Origin of the sequence: Helicobacter pylori (assembly GCF_009689985.1) — a bacterium.
In the GTDB taxonomy this organism is placed as follows: domain Bacteria; phylum Campylobacterota; class Campylobacteria; order Campylobacterales; family Helicobacteraceae; genus Helicobacter; species Helicobacter pylori_CG.
The window spans coordinates 74,617-101,211 of the sequence record NZ_QBAW01000003.1 but is presented as its reverse complement, the minus strand read 5'-3'; the positions used below and the strand labels follow the sequence as shown (position 1 = coordinate 101,211).

The following is a 26,595-nucleotide window of genomic DNA, read 5'->3' as shown; positions in this document are numbered from 1 at the left end:
CGTTCAAGTTCTTATAGTCTTGATTCATAACGCCTTAACATATAAAGACGCTTTAAAACCTTCTTTTTAGCGCTGATTTTTTGTTTTTTGCGTTTTTCAGTCTTAGACTCAAAGAACCTTCTAGCACGGCATTCTGTTACCACCAAATTGCGATCGGTTTGCTTTTTGAATCTCCTGTAAGCTTCATCAAACGCATCGCCTTCTCTAACCTTAATCCCTGGCATACTGCTATCACCTCTTTTCCATAGCTTAAAATCATTGCTCAAACAATGGCTACAAATGAAATAGCATTATATAAGACGAATTAACTGGTTGTCAAGAATTTTCACTTTTTTCTAGCAATTTTGTTAATAAGGTTATAAGGATCAAAGGCAACCGTCATATACACTTGATAAGATTCTGACCAAGGCAAGCTCCTATCAAAGCCCCCACGCATCGCATTAAGCACGAAGTTGATGCGAACCGATGCGAAGTCGTTTTTCCAATTGTAATACAAATCAAAACGATTATACATGTTGGCTTGAAAGAATGGCACGCCACGATAAATAGGCGTAGGGCAATACGAAGGCGTGCAATACATTTCAACATACTGGTATTGGTTATAAAAAGGCATTTCTGGAGTCTTGGCGAAGAAAAATAAATTGTGTATTCCAAAGCCTTTGTATTGAATCTCTACATCCAATTGCCCGCCCACGCTATTCATAAAAGGCACATTGTTGTGGATTTGCCTTAATCGGCTTGATTCAGAAACCATGCCAAAACTGGCGTTGAGTTTTTCCATAAAGGGGGCGATGTCTAAAAGACTTGTCCCTATGTAAGCGTTAAAGTAGAGGCGATCCATAAGATAAATATTATTATTGCCAATCGCTTTTTTTTCATTAAACTGCATGCCATCAGCCCCATTCAAAAGGTATTTGTCTTCGTTATGGAACAAGACAAAATACCCTCCAATACCCAATAAATCCTTAAAGAAATTATAAGCCACAGAGCCGTTCATTTGAAACCTGTCCATTGCGTTCCCATAAGGGTTTCTCCCGAATTTGCAAGTGTTGTAACAATTGCCTCCAAACCAATCTAGCATGAACTCCGCATGCCCATAATAGGGTTTTGAAGGCGAATAATGGTTTTGAAATTGCAATAAAAACCCTCTAGCGTTTGGATCTATAAACCAATAATAAGGGGCAAAAATATTCAAACCATACCTTCCTAAGAGGTTTTTCCTAGGAAAAATCCCTCCATAAAAAGTAAAACGCTTCCCCCTAGCCTTATAATACATAGTAGGCCCCCAGCGGTAGGGAAAATTAGTGCTGTAGTTATGGAAGTTTTGAAAAAAATACGCCCCCACAGTAAGGCTTTGCTCCACACCTTTTGTATAAAATTGGATCCCAAAATTTGGAGTCAAACGGGTTTTAAGATTGGTGTTAGTATTGACCCAATAAGGCGTTGATCCTTCATGGTCCATGATAAACATATTGAAACCCAAATTATATTTAAAAATATTCCAATCAAAAGCGTAAGAATTAACCGCTAACAAACAGAGCAGAAAAGAATGTTTTAAAAAGGTGTTTATTGCCACTTGTTGCCCCTATGCCATCATTATTTTTGATAAAAAAGCTTATCTTGTAACAAATGGGTATTTTAGCACATCTAAAAATATTTTTCTTTAGATTTAATATAAAATGGCGTTTATTTCATGTTAGAATAGCTGTTATGATATTACTACACACTAACTAAAAAAGGAAATTTTAATGGAATTAGGAAATAAAAATATAAAACCCGGTCGTAAGCGTGTCGCTGTAGATGAGTTGAAACGCAATTTTTCAGTGACTTTTTATCTCTCTAAAGACGAGCATGATGTTTTAAGACGATTGGCTGATGAAGAAGTAGAAAGCGTTAATTCTTTTGTCAAACGCCACATTTTAAAAACAATCATTTACAAAAAAGGCACTAACCAAGATTCTTCTATCAATTATGATTCTTCTAGTAGGCTTTAAGCCTACTTTAAGGCGTTCGCTCTTTAAGAGCAACACCCACTAGAGCATTTAGTTTTAATCCCTACTGATGAGCGATCCATCAAGCAAAACCCTTTCCTCTCTAAATAGCGTTTCGCATCAAACCCGGCCACAAACAAGCCTCCAGCAAATAACGCCAAGTCTTTAACCACTAACCTTCCAGCCCCAGAAAGCCATGGGAAATGCTGATTGACAAACACTTCTGGTGTGGTGAATAAAAAAGATAGAGTCGTGATCGTCATTCCAGCGACAAGCAAGCCCCCAATCACGCCCATTAAAGGCATCCAAAGCCCTAAAAGCACCAAAATACCTAGGATCATAATCGTGATCCCTAAAGCTTCAGCCACTAAATAAGTGCGGTTTTCTTTATGCCATTCTTTGTTTTCAACGATTTTAGGGTCATCTTGCATTTCTTCTTGCATGGATTGGGATTCAGACATTTTGTGCTGTTTGTATGCGGGTTTTTCAAATTTATACATGAAAGAAAAGAAAGGGGAGTTAGCCACAAAAGGAGCGATCCCTTCGGCTTCATACGGCACAAACTTAAGCCCTCCAATCCAAATAAAAATGATAAAAATAGCTATATGCATCAAATAGCCGCCTAGATTCTGGAGTTTTGTAATCATTTCAAGTAATGATTTTAACGCTTGCATGGTTTTATTCCTTTAGGATATTTTTTATATTGCTAAAAACAACTCGCAAATGATAGCGCATTATGTTTAATTGCAACAAAATCATTACTATTACAAGAAATAACCATCAAAAACACTCATGCCCAAAACACCCATGCCAATATAACGCACCGCGCCTTTATAAAAAATTTCATCATTTTTTAAAGAAAGTTCTAAAGATTCGTTGCTTTTAGGGATGAGAGCGGCTTTTTTAGGCGTGTTATAAAAAATGCGTGCGGCGATAAAAACCGCCGCCATGCCTGTCCCGCAAGCTAGCGTGAAATCTTCAACCCCTCTTTCATAAGTTTGTAAAAAAATCGTCTCTTTATTTTCTATAAAAGCGATGTTAATATTAGCGTTAAACGCATGCCTTAAAGCCCTTAATTCCAGCGTGTTAAGGGAATTTAACCACTCTTTGTTTTCCACAAATCCCACTAAATGCGGCACTCCTGTGTCTATGAGATAGAAAGTAGGGATATTTTCTAAAACGCTGTCGCTTGAAAAAAATTTTTCGCATCTTAAAGCAGGGATCACATCTAGGATTTTGTAGTTACCAAGATTGCTCTCTATGATATTGGGCTCTTCTATGCAAATAGAAATCTCTCTTTTTCCGGCTAAAAAAACATGCTCTTTAGGGGCTATAGCATGTTGGTAGGCAAATAACCCCACGCAACGGCTCGCATTCCCGCACATGCCAGCTTTAGAGCCGTCTGAATTGTAAAAATCCCATTCGTAGTCATAATCCTTACTCGGTAAGACGACTACAAGCCCATCAGCCCCAAAACCCTCATGCCTATGGCACACCTGTTTGGCTAAATTTGAAAAATCTTTTTTTTTGAAACTTTGAACGATTAAAAAATCATTCCCGCTCCCTGAATATTTGTAAAACACCATCTAATGTAAGCCTTTTTGATTTTAATTATAAGTTAAAAGAGGTTTTTTATCCTTTAAAGAGCGTTTTTTAGCTAACATTTGATAATTTTTGGTTCAGTTTAATGGGGATAATTTCATGAAAGCTCAGTATTTCTTTTGGATTCTTTTTTTGATTGGTTTTTATTGGATGATCTATCTGTATCAAGATTTTTTAATGGATGTGCTGATCGCTGGGCTTTTGTGCGTGGGATTTTTTCAAGTGAAAGTTTTTTTAGATAAGCGCTTTTTGAATTTGATCAGTTCGTTTTTATGCGTTTTGGTTTTAGCGAGCGTTTTGATCGTGCCGTTGTATTTTATTGTTTATAAAAGTTCTAATATCATTTTTGAAATCAATTTTGAAAAATTTTCAGCCCTAATCAAATGGCTTAAAGGGACAATCACCGAAAATTTATCGCATTTTCCTACCATTCATGATGGAGCGATCAAGTTTTTAGAAAATTTTAGTGCCACTTCAATCACGGGCTATTTGTTGAAAATAAGCAGCTATGTGGGAAAATACAGCTTGAAGCTCATTACAGACGCCTTGTTTATTTTGGGGCTGTTGTTTTTCTTTTTTTACTATGGGGAGAGATTTTATCGTTATTTTTTGGGAGTCTTGCCTCTTGGAACAAATCAAAGCAAAAAGATTTTTGAAGAAGTGGCTGGGATTTTACGCATCGTGCTTTTAACTTCTCTCATCACGGTTATTTTAGAGGGCGTGGCGTTTGGGTTGATGATCGTATGGTTTGGGCATGACGGCTGGTCTTTAGGGATTTTATACGGCCTAGCATCTTTGGTGCCGGCTGTTGGGGGGGCTTTGATTTGGATCCCTATAGCGATTTATGAGCTTTATCATGGGAATGTGAATGAGGCTATTTTTATCGCTTTGTATTCCATTTTATTGATTAGTGTGCTGATTGATAGCGTGATCAAGCCAATTTTAATCGTCTTCATCAAAAAAAGAATCTTTAAAACCACCCTTAAAATCAATGAAATGCTGATTTTCTTTTCCATGATTGCCGGGATTTCACAATTTGGTTTTTGGGGGATTATTGTAGGGCCTACTATCACGGCGTTTTTTATTGCACTGCTGCGATTGTATGAAAATTACTTTATCCAAAACGATCAAAAAGCATGCGAATGTTGAATAAAATAACGCAAAACAACTAAAAAGCGTAGGAATCAAAGAGTGGGGTCAATTAGTGTTTTTGAATGGCATCAAGAGAAGCCCACGATTTTTTTTTCGACCCCACAAGCTATTACAAAAGAAAAGAGTCACTTGTCTTTTAACCCTTAAAATTTTGACAATTCTAGCGGCACCAATCCAAACATAAAAGATAAGAATATTAAAGAGTAAAAGCTTTTAATCGCTGTTTATTACTGAAGCGAACTAAACGCCACCACAATTGCAAAACCAATGACTAACGAGCTATTGAAAGGATTACAAAACGCGCTAAAAATAACAGCCTTTTCAAGGAATAAGCAGGGCTAATCCTTAAGGGAGTGGTTTTATTTTTTATAACGGATCAAAGGGTAGGAGCAGTTTTTGCATAAAAGTTCTAACGCTTCGCCCTTTAAAAAATGGGTTTTGATAGCCATAGCTTTTTGGCTCTTTAAAACATCTTTTAGGGGCGTATGGTTTAAATCGCCAAGGCTGATATTAGCTTGCGTGTCCATGCAACACGGCACGACAACGCCATTAGATAAAATAGCGATTTGCTTGATTAATCCGTAACAATAGGGGATCTTTGATTTTTGATCTAAAGGATTTTGGGCGTTCAAATTCGGCCATTTAAAGGTTTTTTGGATATTCAAAAAACTTTTTTTAAACAAACGAGTGCGCCCTTGCGTTTTTAAACCCTCTAAAGAAACAAATTCAAAGCTTTCTAAAAAAGGTTTGATCAAATTCTGGTGTTTCTCAAGGGTGCTGTCTTGAATGCGTAAATTCAAAAACACTTCGCTGTTTTTTTCAAATTTGTAGCGGCAAAATTCTAAAATTTTTTGGATGTAGCGGTGCTGGTTGATTTTGTTGCGATTGTCTAGCCCTGCGTCTAAAGAAATAGAAATTTGATAGATTGCATCGTGTAAAAGTGCCTCAAAATCGCGCCAATACACCCCGCTAGTAACCAAATCCACTTTCAAAGAAAAGCGTTTAGCGGTGTTGAGATAGTGTTTTAAATTTTTGAGCTTGCAAGGATCGCCTAAAACATGCAAGGTGATAATTTGGGTTAAGAGGGCTACTTCTTTACAAACTTTTTCAAACAATTCTAAAGGCATCACGCCTCTGATATTTTTAGGGTTAGGGCAAAAACTGCATTGCAACCCGCAAATATCGCTTAATTCTATATAGATTTTTTTAAAAAGTTTCTTACTAGGTTTCAATTCAAAAAATAGTAACGCTTGTTTGAAAAAACACTAGACATTGAAGCGAAAATGCAACACATCGCCATCTTGAACGATATAATCCTTACCTTCAATGCGTAACGCTCCCTTTTCTTTCGCTCCGGCTTCGCCCTTATAAGCGATAAAATCATCGTAACTGATGGTTTCAGCTCTGATAAAGCCTTTTTCAAAATCCTTATGGATCACCCCAGCAGCCACAGGCGCACTAGAGCCTTTTTTAATCGTCCATGATCGCACTTCCTTGACTCCAGCGGTAAAGTAATTGATCAAGCCTAATTCCTTAAAACTCAAACGAATGGTCTTTTCTAGCCCGCTTTCTTCTACGCCTAAACTTTGCAAAAATTCTTTGACTTCATATTCACTCATAGAAACCATTTCTTCTTCTAATTTAGCGCACAAGGCAACAAACTCGCTATTTTGATCTTTCGCATAATTTTTGACTTTTTTAGCATGCTCATTGAGAGCGTTTAAATCTTCTTCGCCCACATTAGCGGCATAGATCATTTTTTTATGGGATAAAAAACGCAATTCCTTGTCCAATTCTAAAAAAGCCTCGCTTGTATTTAGGGCAAAAGTTTTCGCCGGCTTTAATTCTTCTAAATGCATTTTTAAACTCAAAGCACATTCTAAAAGATTTTTAGCGTCTTTTGAGCTTTTTAGGGCTTTTTGCAAGCGATCGATCCTTTTGTCTAAAGCGGCAATATCCGCTAAAATCAACTCCAATTCAATGATCTCTATATCATTTAAGGGGTCAATTCTATCGTTCACATGCGTGATATTGTCATCTTCAAAACAGCGCACCACTTGCAAGATCACTTCGCATTCCTTGATATTGGCTAAAAATTGATTGCCTAAACCCTCTCCTTTGCTCGCTCCCTTAATCAATCCGGCAATATCCACAAATTCCACCACAGAATGCAAAATGCGTTCAGGCTTTACGATTTGAGCCAACGCATCAAGCCGCCTATCAGGCACATTCACGATGGCTTTATTGGGTTCAATGGTGCAAAAAGGGTAGTTTGCACTCTCTGCGTTTTGGGTTTTAGTGAGTGCATTAAAAGTGCTGGATTTGCCCACATTAGGCAAACCCACAATACCTACAGACAAGCCCATTTCAAGCCTTTTTCAAAAATTCTTCCACAAAAGCTGTGCATGCTCTAACCCCAGCCCCACTCGCTCCAAAGCTATTCACATCCCATTCTTTTTCCACATAAGCAGGACCTGCAATGTCAATGTGTAGCCACTTATCCTTAAATTCATCTCTGATAAATTCATTTAAAAACAAGCCCGCTGTGATCGCACCGCCATAGCGTGAAGAAGAAATATTGCACACATCAGCGATTTTAGATTCGATCAATTTTTTTAAATGGCGGTTAAAGGGGAGTTTGGCTAATAATTCGCCGGATTCCAACCCTGAAGTTTCAAAGAGATTTTTTAACTCTTCATTATGCCCCATGATCGCTGAAGTGAATTCGCCTAAGCCCACAACACACGCCCCGGTAAGGGTCGCAAAATCCACGATCACATCAGGGCTTAAGTCTTGAGCGTAGCTCAAACAATCCGCTAAAACCAAACGCCCTTCAGCGTCGGTATTGCGCACCTCTATGCTCTTGCCTTCTTTGGAGATTAAAATATCATCTGGTTTATAAGCGGCTGGGCCTATCATGTTTTCTGTAGCCCCAATAATGCCATGCACTTCAGCTTCCACGCCCAGTTTGGCTAACGCGTTTAAAAGCCCAATCACCGCAGAGCCACCGCCTTTATCCGCTTTCATGGTAACCATGTAATCAGCCGGTTTCAAGCTCAAACCTCCGCAATCATAAGTCAAGCCCTTACCCACTAAAGCGATTTTTTTCTTCGCTTTTTTAGGCTTATAGACTAAATGGATCAAGCGAGGAGGATTGACGCCAAGAGAGGCTTTATTGACCGCTAAAAAGGCGTTCATTTTCTTTTCTTCTAAAAATTTTTCATCATAGACATGGATTTCTAAATGGTTTTCTTTAGCCACTTTTTGCGCCACTTCAGCCATATAAACCGGGGTGGCAATCATAGGGGGGGTATTGACTAGATCTTTAACGATATTCAAGCTTTCTGTCATGATTTCAGCGTATTTTAAAGCTTCTTTAGCGCTCTTTTCTAAAGAATTTGCGCAAGTTTTTTCGCAAGGTTTGTGCAATTCTAAAGCGACAACCGCTTCTTTTAAAACGCTTTCTTTTTTGTTGGATTTAAAAGTGTCGTATTCGTATAAGCCTAATTTCAAGCCCAAAAACAACGCTTTCAAGTTTTCTAAAAGCGCGTTATCTTTAGAATGTGCTCCGCAAGTATAAACCCCCACTTTAACGCTTTTAAAAGCGAGTTTTTTAAGGGTGCGAACGGCTAAACATGCACTCTCTCTTAATAAATGCACATCGTCTTCTTTAACGCCCGCATACAAGATTTTATTTTCTTGGTCTAAAAATACGCCTTCGCCTTCGTATTTAAAGGTTTCTAGCAATTTTTTATTTTTGACCCAAGCGTGATCAAAATCCTTATTGATAATAAAAACTAAACTGCATTCAGCTTTTGCGTTTTCAAAAGTGGTTTTTTCTAATTTGATTTTCAACATAAAGTCTCCTTTTTTAATTTCATATCTTCCAAGAATTGTATTGAAATCTAGCGGTTTTTCTTACTATAGTATTGGAAATACCATAGAACCAACGCCAAGAAAGATACTAATAGTAATATTAGCACATAAGGGTGTTTTTTAAGCCACCCTAACGCATGCAATAATTCTTCTCCCAAATACCACGCCAAAATAATGGTAATGCTCGCCCACACCATCGCGCTAATGAGATTGATAATAGCGAATTTTAAAGCGCTATAGCGCGTGAGGCCTATGCTAATGGGAATGATGGTGCGCATGCCATACATGTAGCGTTGGATAAAAATGATAAACCAGCCGTGTTTTTGCAACAATAAATGGGCTAGGGCTAGTTTTCGGCGTTGTTTTTCTAGCTTTTTTTGGATGTAAGCTTTATTGGTGCGGCCGATGTAAAAATAGATCTGATCCCCCACAAAACCCCCAATCCCTGCGACTAAAATGGCTAACCCTAAATGCATATGACCGGTATAGCTGGCAATCCCTGCTAGAATTAACCCAATTTCGCCTTCTAAAATGCTCCACCCAAATAAAATGAGATACCCCCAAGTCGCTGCATGCTGATTCCATAAGTCAATGATGTATTCTTCCAAAATTCACCCTTATTCTAGCACTCTAACAAACAAAAGGTTTTCACTCGTTCTTCTAAAAGTTGGATACCCGGTAATTCTTTTAACCCTATCAAAAAGCATGCTTCTATGCATTCGGCTTGTAGGGCTTTGATAAGCTCAAGGCTCGCTAAAGCTGTGCCTCCAGTGGCTAATAAGTCATCAATTAACACCACCCTTACCCCCTTAACCCCCCTAAAAGCGTCGGAGTGGATTTCTATGCTATCGCTCCCGTATTCTAGGCTGTAGCTTTGAGATAGGGTGTGCGCGGGGAGTTTGCCCTTTTTCCTCACAGGCACAAAACCCACCCCAAGCGCATAAGCGAGAGCAGAGCCTAAAATAAACCCCCTAGCTTCAATGCCCACGATAAAGTCTATATTGAGAGCGAGATAGCGTTTTTTGAGCGCGTCAATGAGTTTATTAAAGAGTTTAGGGTAGTTGAGTAGTGTGGTAATGTCTTTGAATAAAATCCCTTTTTTAGGGTAATCTTTCACTTCTCTGATGCTTTGTAAAAGTTCTTCTTTGAGCGTTTCATTCATTTTAATATCCTTTAATATAACTGATTGGTTGCAGGATTTTGATTTATTATAGCGTTTTTAAAGGAGAGCTTCTATTTTTTGCTCCAATTCTTTAATACGATTTTTATATTTATCCGATTCGCCTTTGTATTCAGAATTGCGCTGTTTAAGGGCCTTTAGTTCTGTTTTTAACGAGCTCATTTCTTGAGTAAGAATATCAATATTGCCTAAAGCCCTTTGGAGTTGCAACTGGTGTTTTTGGATCAAAATTTCAGCTTCTTGTAAGGTGAGCTTCATGGATGCGTTGGTGCGTTCTTGCCGTTTAGCCACGGTTTTAAAAAAGAAAGTGCGCACACCCATATAAAGGATAAAAACAATAGCGATAGTGATGATAAACCATTGGGTGAACATGCCTATTAAAATATCCTTTTTAACGAAACGATGCAATTATACTACATTAGGTTTATGATTTCAGCGATTCATCTAGTTTTTGGATGCGCAACACATGACGGCCTTGTTCAAATTCTGTAGAGAAAAACGCTTCTAAAATGCTTTCCACTACGCCAATACCGCTAATCTTTTCGCCCAAACACAAGACATTAGCGTTATTGTGCAAGCGAGTCATTTTGGCCATGTAAGCATCAAGGCACAAAGCGGCTCTAATACCCTTAAAACGATTAGCGCCCATGCTCATGCCTATCCCTGTAGCGCACACCAAAATACCATAACTTTGCGGGTTTTCTAGGACCTTTTGGCACACTAATTTAGCATAATCAGGGTAATCCACTCTCATAGTGGGTAAAAAAGCTTGGATCTTAAAATCCTTGTCTTCTAAAAAATGTTGGACAAACTCTGCAAGATGCAACCCTGCATGATCGCTGCCTACAAAAACTTGAGAAGGCTTTAAGGGCTTATTCATAAACTCTCCTTGATGAAAGATTAAGAAAGGAGTAAGGAAAATAAAAATCTTGTGGGCGCATGGATAAAAAACTCCGATAAAGGGGGGATAAACAAAAAGATAAACACTACCAAAAAGCCGTAGCGTTCCATTTTAGAAAACCATTCCAATAAAAACGCGCTTTTAAAATACAACGCTAAAAAGCCTAACGCTTTGGAGCCGTCTAAGGGTGGGATAGGGAGGCTATTGAAAACGCCTAAGACAAGATTATAAAGAATGCCTTGAATGAGAAAGGTTACTAAAGCGAGCTGATAAAGGTTCAATTCATTGATGCTTAAAGCGTTAATCCATGGTTCTTGGAAGCTTAAATGCGTGATAAAAGCGAGCAGAACGGCCAAAGTGAAATTATAAGCCACCCCAGCTAAACTCACCACTACGCATGCCAGAGAGCCTTTTTGAGAAACAATATAGCGCATATCCACGGGCACGGGTTTGGCCCACCCAAACAAAAAGGGGGCTTGAAAAATGAGTAATAGGGCCGGTAAAAGCACCGATCCCATCATGTCTAAATGCCTGATAGGGTTTAAACTCAAACGATTAGCGTCTTTTGCGCTCCTGTCCCCAAATAAAAACGCGCTCAAGCCATGCATGATCTCATGCCCTATGATAGCGATTAAAAGGGCTAGGATCTTCATTAAGGTGGCGATAAAACTTTCTAAAGAGAAATTAAAAAATTGCACAAAAAACCTTAAGGCGTTGCTTTTTCTTTTTTAATGATTTTTTCTAAGCCTTCAACGCTTTTAAACATGCGCTCCCAACGCACCAGATAGCGTTTTTTGGGGTTATTTTCTGCATCCATTTCCAGGCTATTTTTTAAACTCAAACTGAAATAAACAAACCATGGCGAACCCACGATGTTTTTATAAGCCACACTCCCCCAAAAGCGCGAGTCGCTAGAATTATCTCTGTTATCGCCGATCATGAAAAATTCATCGTTATTGATTTTCTTGTAAAACACCTTTTCGCCCTCCATTTGAATGAGTTGCATGCTGATATTAGCTTCTGCGCCTTGAGCGGCTAACTGCTCCATTAAGTGGAAGGTTTCATTGTCTTTTTGGTAATGGACACCCGGATGATCACTTTTATAGGGGTTCAAAACAAAAATTTTACCCATAAATTCTTTAGTCATGGCGTTAGGGTAATGTTTAGCAATGTAATTTTTGTCCATGTCGCTCTCAAAAGGGTGCAAATAAAGCCCCTCATTAGTGAATAACACCTCATCGCCTCCAATGGCAAAATTCCTTTTGACATAGTAAGATTTTTTTTCATGGGGAGGGATAAACACCACCACTTCGCCACGATTAGGGCGATCCCCCTCTATCAAATGCCCATTATTTTTAAAATCAGGCATAACAGGAAGCTCAATCCATGGGATTTTAGGAATGGGTATGCCGTAAGAAAATTTTTTGACAAAGAGCATATCGCCCTCATAGAGCGTGCCTACCATAGAGCGAGAGGGAATGATAAAGGCTTGTGCGATAAAAAAAATAACCAACAGCACAATAATAATCGTCCCTACCCAACTGGAGCAAAATGCATAAACAGAGCGTAAAAATTTCATTAAAATCCCTTCCTTTGTTGTTTTTCAAAAGCGATGAGAGTGTTTTCTAAAAGCGAAACAATCGTCATAGGCCCCACGCCTTTAGGCACAGGGGTGATAAAACCGGCAACTTTTTGCGCGTTGTTAAAATCCACATCGCCCACGATACGCCCATCATTCAAATGATTGATCCCAATATCCACCACTACAGCCCCTTTTTTTAACATGCTCGCTTTAATCAAATCAGGCTTACCCACGCCCACGCAGATAATATCAGCGTTTTGGGTGTAAAAGCTAATGTCTTTAGTCAAAATATGGCACACGCTCACGCTAGCCCCAGCGTTTAACATGAGCATGCTTAAAGGTTTTCCAATGATATTGCTCGCCCCAATAATCGCCACATCCTTGCCCTTGATTTCAATATGATAATGCTCTAAAAGACGCATCACGCCCATAGGGGTAGCTGGCAGAAACGATTCTTTTTGAGTGCAGAGCTTGCCGATATTAAGGGGGTGGAAACCATCCACATCTTTACTGGGGTCAATGGCTTCTAAAATCATTTTAGTGTCAATGTGTCTGGGTAGGGGGAGCTGGACTAAAACGCCTGAAATGTTTTGATCGGTATTGTAATCTTTAATCAAGGACAGCAATTTGGCTTCAGTGATATTTTCTTGGAGGGTTTTTAAGTCAAAATCCATGCCCACCCTTTCGCATGCTTTGATCTTCATATTGACATAAGTGATACTAGCAGGATCTTTCCCCACTAAAATCACGGCTAGTTTGGGGCGTTTGTGCGTTTGCGTGGTTATTATTTGGATTTTATTTTTCAAATCTTTTTCTATATCATAAGCTAGCGCTTGCCCGTCTAATAAAACAACGCCTCTATTTGGCATGCTTATTTGTCCTTTATCCATTAAAATCCTATTATTGTAGCAAAAATCATGCGTTTAATGGAATTAAAAACTCAGTTTGTCAATCTTTAAGGTTAGCCCCATGATAGAGCAAGTAATAACTAAGGGCTTTTAAGGATTCTAATTGCTGGTAAAAATGAGAAGCTTTTGTTTTGTCGTTTTGTTTATCCTTTTGTTCCTTGTGGTTTTCATTCAAATACCTTAACCCCAAACTCGGATTATAAAAATAATCTTTGGTAGCGATCGCTTCATAACCTAGCGCGTAATTGGGGTGGCTTGGAGAGTTTGTTGTATTGTTAGAAAATAAAGGTTTTCCAAAACTCACAAATTGAAAACCTTTAGGAGCGACCAGTTCAACAATCGTAGGGGCGATGTCTAAATGCGATCCGACTTGACTGATTTTTTCAGGCTTTAAAGTAGGGGCGAACAAAATAAGCGGCACGGATTTAATCGTATATAAATCGTTTTTAGCGTATTCATAGCTCCTGTCAAAATGATCCCCTGTGATGATAAAAAGCGAGTTAGGGAATTTTTGGCTGGCTTTTTGGATGAAATTGACTACCACTTTGTCATACCAGTAAATATGCCCTAAAGAATTAGCGTCCGGTATATTTTCTGCTTTGGGGGTGTTTTCCACAAATTTTTGGATTTTTTCTAAAGGCACGCCAAAGGCTTTGAGATTCACATTTTTGATCGCATGATTGCTTAAAGTCATGACCATGCTGAAAGTTTTTTCATTAGGGTTAGTGTTTTCTAAAATATAGTCAAATAAAATATTATCATGCACTCCCCAGTTGCTCTCTATGGGCTTAGGGTAGGGCTTGTTTTTGGCAAATTCTAAGAGGTGGTTATTGAAATAAAGGGCGTGAAAACCTTGTTTTTTGGTGAAACTAGTTAGTTTGTTCCAAATCCCGCTACCCCCATAATAAAAGTTGTTTTTATAACCCAGAGTTTTCATGATATTGCCAATCGCCATAGGAAAGCTTTTAAGGATCACTCCTGAATTAACTAAATTATTATCATTGATATAGGGTAAGCCTGTGATTTGGACATCTAGGCTTTTAACGGTCCGTGGGGCGCTTTCAATAAAAGCAGAAAGCATGTAGGCATGCTCTTTTTTAACCAAATTTTGTAAAGCGCTCGTTAGTCCTATAGCGTCAAATTTTGGATCAAAATGCCATGAACTCAAAGACTCTGAAACGATATAAAAAACATGTTGAATGGTTTGATTGGAATTGTTGCGGCTTGTCTGAGTTAGCAACTCATAGAGGTTGTTTGAGGGGTTTTCTTTAAGATTGAAATAATTTTTCGCCACTTCTAAAGGCGTTTCTTTAGCAAAATCGCTGAATTTAAGATTATGGCTTTGTCTGTAATTGCGTGCTAAAAGATAAAGGTTACGAAACGCACCGGGGGTGATTTTCATTAAAAAAGGATCTTTGGCTGGCTCTATGCTGAGATCTAAAGATGCGCCAACAAAGCTCAATTGCGCGTTAATGTAAAACATTTGCGTGAGTGAAAAAAGCGCAAATAAAATGAAAGTTTTAAGGGGTTTGGTGGTTTGATAAACATTTGTGGGCTTAAAAAGGGCGTTTTGGAGTTTGAAATAGATAAAAGAAATTAAAACGCTAAGGATTATAAAGAGTGAAAAACTAGAAAAAATAGGGTATTCCCCACTCATTTTTAAAATCGTGAGCGTGTCTTCATGCAGAAATTCCAATAAATTTTCATCAAACACATTCCCATAAATGCCATAATAAACAATGTTAGCAATATTTAAAAACAGGATAATAACGATAGAAAAACACGCCACAACATTAAGCATTCTGGTTTGGTGTTTAGGGGCCAATAACCCCAATAATCCGATGAGGATAAAAAGAATCGCTAAGCTTGAGACTACACGATTATCGTATCTGGCTCCATTGAATAGGGTTTTGATGATTTCATCAAAAATAGGGTTTTTTAAAGCATGCTTATAATAGCCTGTATAAATGATAAAGCCGATACGATTAAAAACAAACAACAAGCTCATAAAAAAGGTGAAATAAAAACCTTTTAAAAAGAGCGAAAAAAGGGCATTAGATAAGGATTTCATAAGCGTTACTATAACCTTTTTTGAACAAGATATAAAGTCTTAAAAAAGACAAAAAGAAGCAAAGGGAAATCCAATAAAGAATCCAAGATTTGAAAATTAGAACGCATCAAAAGCGAACTGGATAAAGCCACTAAAGCGATCACACCCAATAAGGGGCTGCTCAAAAACAAACTGCTGCAAAAAAGCACGCTAAAAATAAGAGAAGCCATGAAATGATGATAGATTGAAAAAGGCAAAAACCCTAAAATATCTGTCAAAAGCAACAGATTGAAAAACAGCATGACGCTATAAGATTGCAAGGTTTCTAAAGGGGGTTTTTTGAGTATATGACAAGAAAAGATCACATAAGCAAGGATTAAAAGACAGCTAAAGGGGCTTAAGGGGGCTGTAAAACTGCTTAAAAATGCATTGAGCGATAGAGAGCCTTTAAAAGCGATATTGCTTAAAATCACGCTTAAAAAAGAGAGTGAAAATCTCAAACCCAATGGCTTATTTTTGAAAAAAAAGAAAATTAAAAAAACCCATACAAAACTCAGCGTGTAAGAAGAATATATAAGCATGACTGATTACTTGAGAAGGGAATTTAAATAAGCCATATTGAAACGGATGTGTTTGATATGAGAGCGGTTATAGGTATAGACAATATCTATAAAATGAGGATTAAGACTATAGCTTGGGTAACTCACTTCATTGGCTTTGTCTAAAACTTTTAAGGTTTTAAACGAGTTGGAGGTTTCTAATTTAGAAAGCCAGAGTTCTTTACGACGCAGTGATAAATCGCTAGGGTTGTGGATCAGATACAATTCTTCGTTTAAATTGATCAAATTCAAAGCGTCATTCAAGTTTTTCAAATTCGTGAGCATGGGTTTTTGCCAAGCGGTGGGGGTTTTACAGGTTTCTAGCATGAGATTATCTTTAAAAGAATGGTTTCTAAACGCCATGACAGCGCAGTCTTTAAAGGGGGTTAGGCTTGGCTGGAGCTGGTGGTTTAGGGTATTAGGCCTTAAAAGCTCTCTTGGGTTATTTTGTTTGTCAAATTTCAACAACAAGGGGTATTGGGTGGCTAATTCGTGATAGAGCGGTAGCATAAACCCGCCATCAGTGGTGTTTAAGGGTTTATTTTTTATCAAATGGCTTAAGTTTAAAAAAGGGCTTAAAGAGAGTTTTCGCACAAACTTAAAATGAATCGGCTCTAAAGTGCTTTCAAGTTGATAGATTTTAGAAGTGGCCCACCCGCCCATGCTCACCCCTACCACAAACAACAAGATTTTATTATCATGCAAAAAAAGCAAGGGGTTACCCAGTTTTTTGATGTATTCATGCGCGTTTTTGGAAAGTTCTTCTTTGGTTAAAATAATGAAGGCTTCGCTCCAGCGATTAGTCTTGCCATCAAAAAGATTCGCGCTGATTTTCACATCCCTTGCCCCTTCTTTAGTGCCGCTAAAATAAGCGCTCAAAAGATTATCGTTAGGCAAGCTGATTAAAGAGCTCGCATGCACGCTTAAAGCGTCATTTGGTTTAGGGATAGTGAGCTGTGTGAAATAGGGGGGGTTTTGAGTAACAAGGGTTTGATTGTGCGTGAAAGCATAGGGGGGGGTTTGGTGCTTCATTATAATTAAAAATAAAACGATAAAAAGCCCCACGAAAAAGGCGGTGTTTTTTAGGCGATTTCTTGAAGATTCCAAGATAGCGTTTCGCCCCCTCTTAAGATAGTAATTTTTTCATTCAAGCAAAGCGTGTGTGTAGGGACTATAAAGGGTTTTTTAGACAGATGCACTTTTTTATTAGGCAAATTGTCTAGCGCGTAGATTTTTTTAGCGTTATCGCTGATAAAGGCTTGCAAGTTTTCTAAAGCGTTGTGTTTTTCAAAAAGTTCGCACAACGCAGGCAACAAAATAGGAGCAGAAAAGATGCCTGCCGGGATGTTAGCACTATGCTTTTTAGAGATAAAATGCGGGGCACTATCAGATCCAAAAGAGATTTTAGGGTGGGCTTTTAAAGCAAGGGATAAAAGCCTTTCTTGGTCTTTTTTGGTTTTGATTAAAGGTTTGCAAAAACAATGCGGGTTCAAGCTCCCCCCTAACAAATCATCTAAAGTCATGCTGATATGGTGTAAGGTTAAAGTCGCATAGAGGTTGTCATGCTTTTCAATTAAAGCGATACTGCGCCAATCGCTCAAATGCTCTATAATGATTTTGAGTTTAGGGAATGAAAGCGCGAAAGTTTCTAAAACGCTATGGCATAAAAATTCCTTATCCAAACAAAACCCGGCTTGTTCTGCATGGATGCATAAAATAAAGCCTAATTTTTGGGCGTTTTCTAAAATCTCTAAAGTTTTTTCACCCAACAAATCCGAAGTGCCGTTTTGCGCGTTTGTGGTCATGCCTTTGGGGTAGAGCTTTAAAAATCTGATGCCTTTTTCTTGAGCGCGTTGCAATTCTATTAAAGTCAAGCCATCATTAAAATACAAACTCATTAAAGGCTTGAAGTTTGAAGAATGGTTTAAAATTTCTTCTTCGTATTCAAGGGTGGTTGGAGTGTCAATCAAGGGCTTACTAAGGTTAGGCATGATCACCGCAGCGCTAAAAGGCTCACTAGAATATCCTAACACCACTTTTAAAAGCGCGTTTTCTCGCACATGCAAGTGGGCGTCTATGGGATCAAAAAGTGCGATTTCCATTTTTTAATTGCCCCCTAAGTAATAACGCACTCTAATGCGAATGAGGGTTTTAGTTTTGGGGCGTGGGTAATCCTTATAAGCGATCTGAATGGTTTTTAAAGTGTTGTCATCAAGCATTTTGTATTCAGAGCCAATGATGATTTTAAGATCGGTAATATCGCCGTTAGGGTGCAAGTAAAACTCTACCGCATTCGTCCCGTCCTGCCCTAAATAAGCCGCCACTTGAGGGTATTCTAAATATTTTTGCGTGATGCGCCCAATATCCCTTAAATTATTCCTGATGAAATCTTTTTCGGCTGTGCCTAAATCACCAAATTCTTCGCCATACAATTCATCAATATCCCTTCTGGTTTGGTTATCCAAGCCTTTATTATTTTCTTTTCTGGGTGGCGCAACTTCTTTAGGCAAGAAAGAAAGCTGGTTAGGGTCAAATTCTTTTTTGACAGGTTTTTTCTCTTCTATTTTTTTCTGCTCTACTTTTTGTTCTACCACTTTTTTCTCTTCTTTTTTCTCCTCTACTACTTTTTTCTCTTCCACTTTTTCCACTTTTTTAAGAGCCTTATGTTTGTGGTTGGGCTTTTTGGGTTCTGGTTTGGGCTTTGGTTTAGGCTCAGGCTTTGGCTTTTCTATAGGTTTTGGTGGGGTTGGCGGAGTGGGGGGTGTTGGGGGTGTTGGGGGTTTTTGAGGGCCAGCTAGCGTGGGTTTAGGAGCACCTGGGTTGTTTTTACTGGGATCTTGTGAATGGCCTCTTTTTAAAACCAATAAATTTTCAGGATTTAATTTAACGAGCTTGGGTTTTGAAGGAAAAAAATCTTCTCTGTGTTCAAATAAAAAATAAATCAACCAATGTAACAATACAGACAGAATGAGAGAAAAGAAAAAATTCCTGTTAGAATGATCCACAGGGTCAAAATTTTTCCCTAACTTAGCAGGTTGTAGTTTAGAATTTTCCGGCATATAAATTTCCTAATTTTGAATTCTTTATATTATTTTCAGCTTCTTTAATCAGTTCTTCCTTAGATGTTTTTGGGCTTATTTTGTCTAAAAGCAGGCCGTATTTATCGCTTAGTAAGACCAAGTAACGCTCCTTATTAGTTTCTATGGAAATGATTTTATGGTTCGCATCAACACGACCCAAAACGCTAATTTCTAACTTAAAATCTTTTGCAGAAAAAGACCCTTGTGCAGGAACAATTTTTTTTTTGATTATATACAATATTAGAAGTAAGGCAGCAATAACTGCTAGCGCCTTATAAGCATGGCTTAAATCCAGTGGGGGTTTTAACTCTAGAGTGTTTAAGGGACTTTTGGCTCGCTCTTTTTCATCTTGGCTTGCGAGATTGGCATGCTGAGGTTTTTCTTCATGGCTAGGCGTTGGGGCTAAATGAAACCCTTTAGGCAAAAAAAGAAAGCGGATCCGTTTTTTATCCTTGCTGTTTGAAGCTTGGATTTCTAATTCCACTTTAGCTTTTTTAGACAAGAGATAGATGTCATTTTGGTAGGAAAACATTTCTAAAGCATTCAAAGAGGCTTCTTTAAAATCCATGGTTTTTTTAGAATCCAATTTAGCGTTTTTTAAAACGATCACCTTTTGCCCTTCAACTTCCATGATTTTAGGCGTTTTGTTAAACGGCGTTTCAAAAGTGAGCGTGGTTTGCACGGCTTTTATGGGTGGTGTTGCTGAAGCGTTTGAATCAGGTTGGACTTCTTTTAATGCATTTTGCCAATGCACTAATTTAATGGGGGCGTCATCATTTAAAGGTATTTCTTCTTCAGCCAGTAACATAAAAGTAGCGCTCAATAACAAGAATAACAATCTCATGAATTTTTAGCGAGATAATACACAATGGCGTTAGAATCAAGGATTTCATTCAAACGAATGGCTAAATTCCTTTCAAAAACCATCACCTCACCCTTACCAATAACCCGCCCGTTCACAAAAGTATCCACGCTCTCTCCGGCGGGTTTTTGCAAATCAATCACAGAGCCTTTTTCAAAACGCAAAATTTGCAATAAAGGGATTTGCGTAGAGCCAAGTTCTGCACTAAAAACAATCTCCATGTCTAAAAGGTTTTTATAATCGCAAATGAGTTCTTCTAAATAAGTGGAAAGCTCTAGCTCTCTTTCCTTGTTAGCTTTTTCTTTCTCTTTTTCGGCTATTTTTAACTTATTAGATTCTGTTTCTGACATAAAACCCTACTCTTTCAAGAATGATTTAACTTTGATTATAAAATCTTAATTTTACTATAAATTTTATAACAAATAAAGCCACTACGCTTTAAAGCTAGCCTTAGAAACGCAAAATTCTTTTAAAAAACACGCGCCGCATAAGGGGTTTTTAGCCTTGCAGGTGTAGCGGCCAAACAAGATTAAGGCATGGTGGAGTTTGGATAGGTTGTCTTTAAAAAGATCGCTGAGTTCTTCTTCGGTTTTAATGGGCGTGTTAGCGTCGCTTAAGCCTAATCGGTGCGTCGTGCGGAACACATGGGTATCTACGGCTATGTAATTTGCATCAAAGCACACTGAAAGCACCACATTAGCGGTTTTTTGCCCCACGCCATCTAGACTCATCAATTCTTTTTGCGTAGAGGGGATAACGCCCTTAAAATCCCTAACCACTTTTTGCGCCATACTGATTAAATGCTTGCTTTTATTGTTGAAATACGAAACGGATTTGATGATTCCTTTAACTTCTTCTAAAGAAGCGAGGGCTAAATCACTCACGCTTGGGTATTTTTCAAATAACTTGGGCGTTATTTTATTCACTCTAGCGTCCGTGCATTGAGCGCTTAAAATGGTAGCCACCAACAATTCATAGGGGTTTTTATGGTGCAATTCGGTGGTTTGGTTGGGGTAATGTTTTAAAAGCAATTCTTTGATTTGTTGGGCTTTTTGGTAAGTTTTAGCGCATTTTAAACCCATTTTCACACGCTTTCTTTGATGAGAAGGTATTGCGCTTCATGGGATCTTAAAGCCACTTGAATGCGGTTGATTTTAACCGAAAGCGTGGCTTTTTTCATGGAATAATGCAAAAGGGTGCATTGAACCCCTTCATGGATACCAAAAGACAGAAAGCGTTTTTTAAGGGATTCATCGCAGTTAGCGATTTCTACGATTTCATAAACTTTGTCTTTAACGGCTTCATTGAGCGTCATTTTAATTTCCTTTTTGATTCAATATTTTTTTTGACTTCATCCACGATGATGTCAATGGGCGTGAAAATGCGGCGCAAGATTTTAAAAGGCGCTTGGATAATATCTGTCGCTAAAGTTACTTTGGTTTTAGGGTTATCCAGCGTGCCTTTGACATTCACATTAGTGGTTACTTTTCCTTCTTTCCCTAAAATGAGGTAACCCACGATAGGGATTTTACTCAAAACATTACTCAAAGCCTTGATGGTGGAAACTTCTAAATTCAAATCTAATTTGTTTTTGTCTAATTCAATGATCCCATTGCCAGCAACATCAAGCGTTTTGCCGATAAGATCAATTTTTTCTAACCCTAAATATTCTTTAGTGATCCCAAAAACAACAGACCCCTTTTTGATTTGATAGCCATTAGCCCCTAAATGAGGGTTCCTAAAGACAATGAGGGAGGGAATGGTGTTGATGAGATTGATCATGTTTTGCATGAGAGCGAAATTCTTTAAGCTTGTGTTTTGGAATTTCAATTCGCCGTTGAAAACTTGATCTTCAAGAGCTCCAATAAGCGTGAATAAGCCCCCTTCTACGAAATCTTTTTGGAGGATGGTGTTGATATAATCCCCGCTAAAATTATGAGCCTTAAGATACAAAGCCCCATGCACTAAATCCGCCATGATCATGGCGTTTTTATAATTGCCATCAATTTTCACTCTGTCGTCTTGAGCGACAATATCAAGATTTTCTAAAGGAAAAGGCATTTTTTTATAGATTAACACGACATCTTTAGCATGGATGCGTGTAGAGATAGGGATAATTTTGTGGGCTTTTTCATAGCGTTGTTTGGCGCTAATGAAAATATCTTCATCTTGGATTTCTTTAGAGCTAGGCTTTTCTTTTCGTTCTTTTGAGAATAATCCTGCAATAGCTGGCATCTTACTATCTAAAAAATCATCAATACTCAAATCAATGTTATTAAGGGTAATATCCTTTTGATCCCCCTTAACTTTTATAGATATGCTTTTGCTTGGAGTATAGACAGAAATTTCATCTTTATTAATAGATCCAAATAAAGAGAGGGAATTAAATTGCTTGCCGTTGCTATGATAGATGGGTAAAGTGATTTTTAAATCCTTAGCAAAAAAATCAATATTGACAAAATCGCTCGTAGAAACTTCCAAAGAGCCATCTTCTAAGGCGAAATATTTCATAATAGGGGAATAGGGCTTGATTTTTTTCAAATCTTTGATTCTAAAAACATAGGCGTTATCTTTAAATTCGCCCTCTAATAAAAGTTGTGGCACGCTCCATTGCATGTAATTGGGGTTAGAAAAATCAAAATTCAAAGAAAGGTTTTTAAGAGTGTCTTCTGTAGCGTAGAAAACATCTTTAGTGAATTTGTCTTCACTTTGAGCTTTAATGGTGTCTATGATTTTTCTTCTAAACGCCTCTGAATTTTCACCCTCTTGAATGATAGAATGCAAGCTTTTTAAATCTAAAGAAAATTTAGTAGGCTGTGGGTTATCTTGGTCGTTATTCAAGCCATAAGAACGCATGTTGACATTATTGTTAGTGTTGAATCGTATTTTATGGACTAAAGAATCTAAAGAAAGGATTTTTTTATTCAAGTCTAAAGCGATTTTAGCGTCTAAATCCAACATGTTTTCATAGCGGGTGTGGGTAGTTTCTATGTAAATGTATTGGTATTCTTGGGTAATATCTAGGCTTATATTAGCGTTTTGCGTATAAAGGGGGATATTATAGAGCGAGAGAGTGCCTTCTTGCAAATTAACGCTGCCTTGAACGCTAAATAAGGGGGCGGTGTTTTTTAAGAATTGCAAGGTGAGTTTCAAATCCGCGCTAGATGGCATGCTGATTTTATCCAAAGGCAAAACGACTTTATAAGCGCTCAATAAATCCTTAATGCTATCGCCATAATAATTAGGGGTCGTTTTTAAAAAAATCTCCAACTTGGGGGCTTCTAACAAATTGGAAAAAGTGGCGTAAGAGCCGGTTAATTCCATGGTTTCATAAGTGATTTTTTGGGGCTGTATGAGGAGCTGTTTGTTTTTGAAAACTAATTCGGTTTTATCCATTTTAATGGGCGATAAGCCATCATTAAAAACGACTGAAGGTTTAATCAAAGTGGCTTTAACTACAGAATTTTCCAAAAGCGATGGGATAAACTCGCTAGGAGTGAAATTAGCTTTAATTAAAGCGTTATCAATTTTAAAGCTAGCAAATTGGATCTTGTCAAAAATCCATGTTTTTAAATTTTTTTGCGATTGGCGTTGGAAAAGGGGCTTTAAAAACGCCAAGCTTTTCATTGGAGAAGTGTTAACTTTTAATTCTATGGTTTTTAAATCGGTTAGCCCTTGCAAATAAATTGCAGCACTGGGTTCAATTAAGGGCTTGACAATCAAATTGAACGCCATTTTCCTAGCTTTGGGTGAATAGTGGGCGTTGCCATCTACTTGGACTTTAATATCTTTAAAAAGCAAATTGATGATTTTAAGCTTGATATTTTTATCATCTTCTAGGGAAAATTCCCCTTTGACTCCTGGAAATTCCAACTCGTATTTATTCCCGTCAAAAAAGATATTGGCTTTATTTTTATCATCTAAAACAATTTCTTTGACTTTAAGCTTTTCAAAATAAGACACTGCCCAAATGCCATAACGGATATTTTTAATCAGATCAGAAACTTCTAAACGCTTTTTAGTGGGTTTTTGATGGAAGAAAGCAGATAGATCAACCCGTTCAACTTCTAAAGAAAGCTTGTTATTAAGTTTTAAGTATAATTCAGAAATGCCAAGCTTTCCAATTTTTAAATTTTGTATGTGAATGCCGTTTGAAAGGGTCTTATGGATGACGACTAAAAGAGTGAATACTGCCACAAACAAGATAATGACATTAAACACTTTCTTGGATACATGCTTTCTTTTATTCATCAGCGTTCTTTTTTATTTAAGTATACCAATTTATTCTAACAAAGTGGTGGTTGTCCCGCAAGGTTCGCTCAAAAGAGTGTTTTTTTCTTTAAAAGATCAAGGCGTGGATATTAACGCTTTGGATGTGCTTTTTTTACGCCTAATAGGCATGCCTAAAAAAGGTTATATTGATATGGGCGATGGGGCTTTAAGGAAGGGGGATTTTTTAGTCCGTTTGATTAAAGCAAAAGCGGCGTATAAAAGCGTTACTTTAATCCCTGGAGAAACCCGCTATTTTTTCACGCAAATTTTGAGCGAGACTTACCAGCTAGAAACAAGCGATCTCAATCAGGCTTATGAAAGCATCGCTCCACGATTGAATGGCGCTGTGATAGAAGATGGGGTGATATGGCCAGACACTTATCATTTGCCTTTAGGGGAGGATGCTTTTAAAATCATGCAAACTTTGATCGGCCAATCTATGAAAAAACACGAAGCTTTAAGCAAACAATGGCTTGGATACTACCATAAAGAAGAGTGGTTTGAAAAAATCATTCTCGCTTCTATTGTGCAAAAAGAAGCCGCCAATATTGAAGAAATGCCCTTGATTGCGAGCGTGATTTTTAACCGCTTGAAAAAAGGCATGCCTTTACAAATGGATGGGGCTTTGAATTATCAGGAATTTTCACACGCTAAAGTAACAAAAGAGCGCATTAAAACCGATAACACCCCCTACAATACCTATAAATTTAAGGGCTTGCCTAAAAACCCTGTAGGGAGCGTGAGCCTAGAAGCGATTAGAGCCGTGGTTTTCCCTAAAAAAACTGATTTCTTGTATTTTGTGAAAATGCCGGATAAAAAACATGCTTTCAGCGCGACTTATAAGGAGCATTTAAAAAACATTAATCTTTCTAATAATCATTTTTAAGATTAAGGTAAATGGGGCGTTTTTTCTTTTAAATTGAGTAAAAAGTGTTTATTATTTTCTCATTTTAATTTTAAGTTCCTACTATTAAAGCATTTTAGAATTTGTTAAAAAAGGCTTGCTACAATTTTAGGCAAATTTTGATTGCTAAGGCTTTAAATACAGCTTTTAGCACAAAGGAGAATGAATGGCTAAAATGAGCGCTCCAGATGGGGTTGCCGTTTGGGTGAATGAAGACAGGTGTAAGGGTTGTGATATTTGCGTATCGGTATGCCCTGCTGGGGTTCTTGGCATGGGGGTTGAAAAAGAAAGGGTGCTTGGAAAAGTGGCCAAAGTAGCCTATCCAGAGAGTTGTATCGGTTGCGTGCAATGCGAGTTGCACTGCCCGGATTTTGCGATTTATGTGGCTGACAGGAAGGATTTCAAATTCGCTAAAGTTTCTAAAGAAGCCCAAGAAAGAAGCGAAAAGGTTAAGGCCAATAAATACATGCTCTTAGAAGAGACTATTTTAGAAGGGAGAGGCAAATAATGCGTGAGATTATTTCTGATGGGAATGAATTAGTCGCTAAAGCGGCGATTGAAGTGGGGTGTCGGTTTTTTGGGGGCTATCCTATCACGCCAAGCTCAGATATTATGCATGCGATGAGCGTGACTTTACCCAAATGCGGCGGCCATTTTATCCAAATGGAAGATGAAATCAGCGGGATTAGCGTGTCTTTAGGGGCAAGCATGAGCGGGACGAAGTCTATGACAGCGAGCTCTGGTCCTGGTATTTCATTAAAAGTGGAGCAAATCGGTTATTCTTTCATGGCAGAAATCCCTTTAGTGATCGCTGATGTGATGCGTTCAGGCCCATCAACCGGAATGCCCACTCGTGTGGCTCAAGGCGATGTGAATTTCTTAAAACACCCCATACATGGGGATTTTAAAGCCGTTGCACTCGCTCCTGCTAGCTTAGAGGAAGCTTACACAGAAACCGTTCGCGCGTTCAATTTGGCTGAAATGCTCATGACTCCTGTATTCTTGCTCATGGATGAAACCGTGGGGCATATGTATGGCAAGGTGCAAATCCCAGATTTAGAAGAAGTGCAAAAGATAACTATCAATCGTAAGGAATTTGTAGGCGATAAAAAAGACTACAAACCTTATGGGGTCGCGCAAGATGAGCCGGCTGTTTTGAACCCTTTCTTTAAAGGCTATCGCTACCATGTTTCAGGCTTGCACCATGGGCCTATTGGCTTTCCTACTGAAGACGCCAAAATCGGGGGGGATTTGATTGATAGATTATTCCATAAGATTGAATCCAAGCAAGACATTATCAATGAAAATGAGGAAATGGATTTAGAGGGCGCTGAGATCGTTATCATCGCTTATGGTTCGGTTTCTCTAGCGGTTAAAGAAGCCTTGAAAGATTACAACAAAGAAAGCAAGCAAAAAGTCGGCTTTTTCAGGCCTAAAACCTTATGGCCAAGCCCGGCTAAACGCTTGAAAGAAATAGGGGAAAAATACGAAAAAATCCTTGTGATTGAATTGAATAAGGGGCAGTATTTAGAAGAAATTGAAAGGGCTATGCAAAGAAAGGTGCATTTCTTTGGGCAAGCCAATGGGCGCACGATTTCGCCCAAACAAATCATCGCAAAGTTGAAGGAGCTTTAAA

Annotated in this window: 29 protein-coding genes; 5 read left to right on the top strand and 24 right to left on the bottom strand. The window is 38.2% G+C overall.

Going from position 1 to position 26,595, the window contains the following annotated elements; all coding sequences use genetic code 11:
- Positions 1–11: 11 nt before the first annotated feature.
- Positions 12–224 carry a 30S ribosomal protein S21 gene (gene rpsU, locus DBU79_RS03425; protein WP_001117778.1) on the bottom strand — a complete coding sequence of 71 codons (213 nt, stop codon included), beginning with the start codon at positions 222–224 and terminating at the stop codon, positions 12–14.
- Between the two features lie 101 nt (positions 225–325).
- Positions 326–1,576, bottom strand: a complete 1,251-nt coding sequence (locus DBU79_RS03420) for a hypothetical protein (protein ID WP_154411538.1) — start codon at positions 1,574–1,576, stop codon at positions 326–328.
- Between the two features lie 172 nt (positions 1,577–1,748).
- On the opposite strand from DBU79_RS03420, the gene DBU79_RS03415 reads away from it, so the two are divergent.
- Positions 1,749–1,994, top strand: coding sequence for a ribbon-helix-helix domain-containing protein (locus DBU79_RS03415; protein ID WP_000418865.1), 246 nt, complete (start codon positions 1,749–1,751; stop codon positions 1,992–1,994).
- Positions 1,995–2,017: 23 nt separating this feature from the next.
- Here the strand turns inward: DBU79_RS03415 and DBU79_RS03410 are convergent, their stop codons facing one another.
- Both DBU79_RS03410 and dapF read right to left on the bottom strand, forming a co-directional pair.
- A complete protein-coding gene (locus tag DBU79_RS03410) occupies positions 2,018–2,665 on the bottom strand; it encodes a YkgB family protein (protein ID WP_120801032.1) in 648 nt (215 codons plus the stop codon).
- Positions 2,666–2,755: 90 nt separating this feature from the next.
- Complete coding sequence (dapF, locus tag DBU79_RS03405; protein WP_154411537.1) at positions 2,756–3,577, bottom strand: diaminopimelate epimerase; 822 nt, start codon at positions 3,575–3,577, stop codon at positions 2,756–2,758.
- Between the two features lie 115 nt (positions 3,578–3,692).
- On the opposite strand from dapF, the gene DBU79_RS03400 reads away from it, so the two are divergent.
- On the top strand, positions 3,693–4,742 hold the full coding sequence (locus DBU79_RS03400; RefSeq protein WP_154411536.1) for an AI-2E family transporter: 1,050 nt from the start codon (positions 3,693–3,695) through the stop codon (positions 4,740–4,742).
- Between the two features lie 362 nt (positions 4,743–5,104).
- On the opposite strand, the gene DBU79_RS03395 is transcribed toward DBU79_RS03400, so the two are convergent.
- The 20 genes from DBU79_RS03395 to DBU79_RS03300 form a co-directional block, all read right to left on the bottom strand.
- A complete protein-coding gene (locus DBU79_RS03395) occupies positions 5,105–5,977 on the bottom strand; it encodes a radical SAM/SPASM domain-containing protein (protein ID WP_195834219.1) in 873 nt (290 codons plus the stop codon).
- 33 nt (positions 5,978–6,010) lie between these two features.
- The gene (gene ychF / locus DBU79_RS03390; RefSeq protein WP_154411535.1) at positions 6,011–7,111 is read right to left on the bottom strand and encodes a redox-regulated ATPase YchF; all 1,101 of its coding nucleotides are present in this window, start codon (positions 7,109–7,111) and stop codon (positions 6,011–6,013) included.
- 1 nt (position 7,112) lies between these two features.
- Entirely contained in the window at positions 7,113–8,603 is a 1,491-nt protein-coding gene (locus tag DBU79_RS03385) for a leucyl aminopeptidase (protein WP_154411534.1), read from the bottom strand.
- A gap of 47 nt (positions 8,604–8,650) precedes the next feature.
- Positions 8,651–9,229: a DedA family protein gene (locus DBU79_RS03380; protein WP_000393407.1), complete on the bottom strand. Its 579-nt coding sequence runs from the start codon at positions 9,227–9,229 to the stop codon at positions 8,651–8,653.
- 14 nt (positions 9,230–9,243) lie between these two features.
- Complete coding sequence (apt, locus tag DBU79_RS03375; protein ID WP_001006117.1) at positions 9,244–9,783, bottom strand: adenine phosphoribosyltransferase; 540 nt, start codon at positions 9,781–9,783, stop codon at positions 9,244–9,246.
- 57 nt (positions 9,784–9,840) lie between these two features.
- Positions 9,841–10,173: a hypothetical protein gene (locus DBU79_RS03370; protein WP_000495089.1), complete on the bottom strand. Its 333-nt coding sequence runs from the start codon at positions 10,171–10,173 to the stop codon at positions 9,841–9,843.
- 52 nt (positions 10,174–10,225) lie between these two features.
- Positions 10,226–10,681: a ribose 5-phosphate isomerase B gene (gene rpiB / locus DBU79_RS03365; protein WP_001039784.1), complete on the bottom strand. Its 456-nt coding sequence runs from the start codon at positions 10,679–10,681 to the stop codon at positions 10,226–10,228.
- 20 nt (positions 10,682–10,701) lie between these two features.
- Positions 10,702–11,400, bottom strand: a complete 699-nt coding sequence (locus DBU79_RS03360; protein WP_154411533.1) for a site-2 protease family protein — start codon at positions 11,398–11,400, stop codon at positions 10,702–10,704.
- An 8-nt stretch (positions 11,401–11,408) separates the two neighbouring features.
- Complete coding sequence (gene lepB / locus DBU79_RS03355) at positions 11,409–12,281, bottom strand: signal peptidase I (RefSeq protein WP_154411532.1); 873 nt, start codon at positions 12,279–12,281, stop codon at positions 11,409–11,411.
- Positions 12,281–13,153 (bottom strand): bifunctional methylenetetrahydrofolate dehydrogenase/methenyltetrahydrofolate cyclohydrolase FolD, encoded by an 873-nt coding sequence (folD, locus tag DBU79_RS03350; protein WP_195834222.1) that lies wholly within the window; start codon positions 13,151–13,153, stop codon positions 12,281–12,283. Before folD ends, lepB begins: the two co-directional genes overlap by 1 nt.
- Positions 13,154–13,232: 79 nt before the next feature.
- Positions 13,233–15,263, bottom strand: coding sequence for an LTA synthase family protein (locus DBU79_RS03345; RefSeq protein WP_154411531.1), 2,031 nt, complete (start codon positions 15,261–15,263; stop codon positions 13,233–13,235).
- 8 nt (positions 15,264–15,271) lie between these two features.
- The gene (locus DBU79_RS03340; protein ID WP_154411530.1) at positions 15,272–15,823 is read right to left on the bottom strand and encodes a 3-deoxy-d-manno-octulosonic acid hydrolase subunit 1; all 552 of its coding nucleotides are present in this window, start codon (positions 15,821–15,823) and stop codon (positions 15,272–15,274) included.
- A 6-nt stretch (positions 15,824–15,829) separates the two neighbouring features.
- Entirely contained in the window at positions 15,830–16,948 is a 1,119-nt protein-coding gene (locus tag DBU79_RS03335) for a 3-deoxy-d-manno-octulosonic acid hydrolase subunit 2 (RefSeq protein WP_154411529.1), read from the bottom strand.
- A complete protein-coding gene (gene pyrC, locus DBU79_RS03330; protein WP_154411528.1) occupies positions 16,924–17,943 on the bottom strand; it encodes a dihydroorotase in 1,020 nt (339 codons plus the stop codon). The genes DBU79_RS03335 and pyrC overlap by 25 nt, the downstream gene beginning before the upstream one ends.
- A gap of 3 nt (positions 17,944–17,946) precedes the next feature.
- A complete protein-coding gene (locus DBU79_RS03325) occupies positions 17,947–18,900 on the bottom strand; it encodes an energy transducer TonB (protein WP_127924682.1) in 954 nt (317 codons plus the stop codon).
- The gene (locus tag DBU79_RS03320; protein ID WP_154411527.1) at positions 18,884–19,765 is read right to left on the bottom strand and encodes a hypothetical protein; all 882 of its coding nucleotides are present in this window, start codon (positions 19,763–19,765) and stop codon (positions 18,884–18,886) included. Before DBU79_RS03320 ends, DBU79_RS03325 begins: the two co-directional genes overlap by 17 nt.
- Complete coding sequence (gene fliN / locus DBU79_RS03315; protein ID WP_000004851.1) at positions 19,762–20,133, bottom strand: flagellar motor switch protein FliN; 372 nt, start codon at positions 20,131–20,133, stop codon at positions 19,762–19,764. Before fliN ends, DBU79_RS03320 begins: the two co-directional genes overlap by 4 nt.
- An 81-nt stretch (positions 20,134–20,214) precedes the next feature.
- Positions 20,215–20,865, bottom strand: a complete 651-nt coding sequence (gene nth, locus DBU79_RS03310; RefSeq protein ID WP_195834218.1) for an endonuclease III — start codon at positions 20,863–20,865, stop codon at positions 20,215–20,217.
- 2 nt (positions 20,866–20,867) lie between these two features.
- Positions 20,868–21,098 carry a FeoA family protein gene (locus tag DBU79_RS03305; protein ID WP_000174160.1) on the bottom strand — a complete coding sequence of 77 codons (231 nt, stop codon included), beginning with the start codon at positions 21,096–21,098 and terminating at the stop codon, positions 20,868–20,870.
- A complete protein-coding gene (locus tag DBU79_RS03300; protein WP_154411525.1) occupies positions 21,095–24,034 on the bottom strand; it encodes a DUF3971 domain-containing protein in 2,940 nt (979 codons plus the stop codon). The genes DBU79_RS03305 and DBU79_RS03300 overlap by 4 nt, the downstream gene beginning before the upstream one ends.
- On the opposite strand from DBU79_RS03300, the gene mltG reads away from it, so the two are divergent.
- From mltG to DBU79_RS03285, 3 genes are all read left to right on the top strand, one after another.
- On the top strand, positions 23,952–24,941 hold the full coding sequence (gene mltG, locus DBU79_RS03295) for an endolytic transglycosylase MltG (protein WP_154411524.1): 990 nt from the start codon (positions 23,952–23,954) through the stop codon (positions 24,939–24,941). The two genes, DBU79_RS03300 and mltG, sit on opposite strands and share 83 nt — an antisense overlap.
- Before the next feature lie 184 nt (positions 24,942–25,125).
- Positions 25,126–25,467 carry a 4Fe-4S dicluster domain-containing protein gene (locus DBU79_RS03290; RefSeq protein WP_001096903.1) on the top strand — a complete coding sequence of 114 codons (342 nt, stop codon included), beginning with the start codon at positions 25,126–25,128 and terminating at the stop codon, positions 25,465–25,467.
- Entirely contained in the window at positions 25,467–26,594 is a 1,128-nt protein-coding gene (locus tag DBU79_RS03285; protein ID WP_154411523.1) for a 2-oxoglutarate synthase subunit alpha, read from the top strand. The genes DBU79_RS03290 and DBU79_RS03285 overlap by 1 nt, the downstream gene beginning before the upstream one ends.
- Position 26,595 lies beyond the last annotated feature (1 nt).